A 1,197-nucleotide genomic window follows, 5' to 3' on the forward strand; every position below is an offset into this window, starting at 1 on the left:
TGGCAGGAGCAGCGGGAAGAGGAGAAAGACCACGAGGATTGGAAGCAGCGTGACGATATCGAACCAGATGCCAGTGAAGAAAGGAGCCAGCCAGTCGGCCGGATGGAAAGACAGGTCTTTGGCCGAAACCAGCGACAGCGCCAGCCTGACCAGGAACTGAGTCAACAGGAAAAGCAGGATGAATGGCTTCAGCCGACGAAAGAACGCACGACCGATTGAGCAAAAGTCATAGCAAGCCTCCGAAGCAGCTGGATGTCTGGGCAATTATGCCTCGTTTTCAATTTTGGCAACCGTCGGGACGAGATCGATCGCATGGTCTGCGATGCCGATCCCCGATTCGGCCCGCGCGAGTCCGAAACTTCATCGACGGTGGTGGTGGCGAGACAATGTGAAAGGTTCGCGGCGAAGGTGATTTGTTCCTCACTTTGAAGGCGCTGCATCCCAGCCTCCCCTGTGGGAGAAGGTGGATGGGCACGAAACGCCGAGCCGAATGAGCGATCGTCCTCATGTTGCCGGGCCTCACTCGAGCATCACCCGAGGATGCAGCCGGGAGACCCGCGGCGGCGGCAGCTTTCGGCGAGATCATGGACCGATTTCTCAATAGTCCGTGACGTGTCTGCGTCCTCATTCACCGGGGGGCAATTTGATGCCGCGTGGCAGACGGTCCACTGGTGGTTCTGCGCTTTGTACGGCTGATGCTGTTTCGCACGATCCACAACATCGCCCTGATGGACGACCGCGAGCGGGCCGGGCACAACCTGATCCGGAAAGGCGCCGGGAGGCTCCTGAGGGGCAGACCGCTGGCCAAACCAATTGCCCTATTCGCAAACCACACGGTATCGCTTGCCGGGCTCGCTGACGTTCTTGCAGACAAGCGGCTTGTGCGGCTCATAAGAGGAAAGCGGAGGACTTGCGATCCGCGATGCGCGTCTGTTTGATGTCTTGTGACTTGCCGTACGGCGCGGTTCGAGCCTTTCCGGCTCCTGTGGCGCAACCGGAAACACGCTGTTTTCGATGTGTGGCTGCTGCAGGTGGGGCGGCTCTTTGTCAAAGAATCGCCTAGCATCAAGCGGTCTCGGAATAATCACCGTACCATCATCGCTGCGCGCGCAGCCGCTACCCAACAGTAAAGCCAGCCCCACGAAAAAAGGCAGAATCCGTTCAAGCATAAGCACCAACCTTGGCGGGCATATACCC

At 58.7% G+C, this 1,197-nt stretch carries 2 protein-coding genes; one reads left to right on the forward strand and one right to left on the reverse strand.

What is annotated here, in order from left to right:
- Positions 1-219: hypothetical protein (locus EOC06_RS41105; RefSeq protein ID WP_206631336.1), on the forward strand; the 219-nt coding region annotated here is incomplete at its 5' end.
- Between the two features lie 599 nt (positions 220-818).
- On the opposite strand, the gene EOC06_RS35995 is transcribed toward EOC06_RS41105, so the two are convergent.
- Positions 819-1,197 (reverse strand): hypothetical protein (locus tag EOC06_RS35995; protein WP_306462384.1); only part of this gene is annotated, 379 nt, incomplete at its 5' end.

It is taken from the genome of Mesorhizobium sp. M7A.F.Ca.MR.362.00.0.0 (assembly GCF_004023175.1).
Lineage (GTDB): Bacteria > Pseudomonadota > Alphaproteobacteria > Rhizobiales > Rhizobiaceae > Mesorhizobium.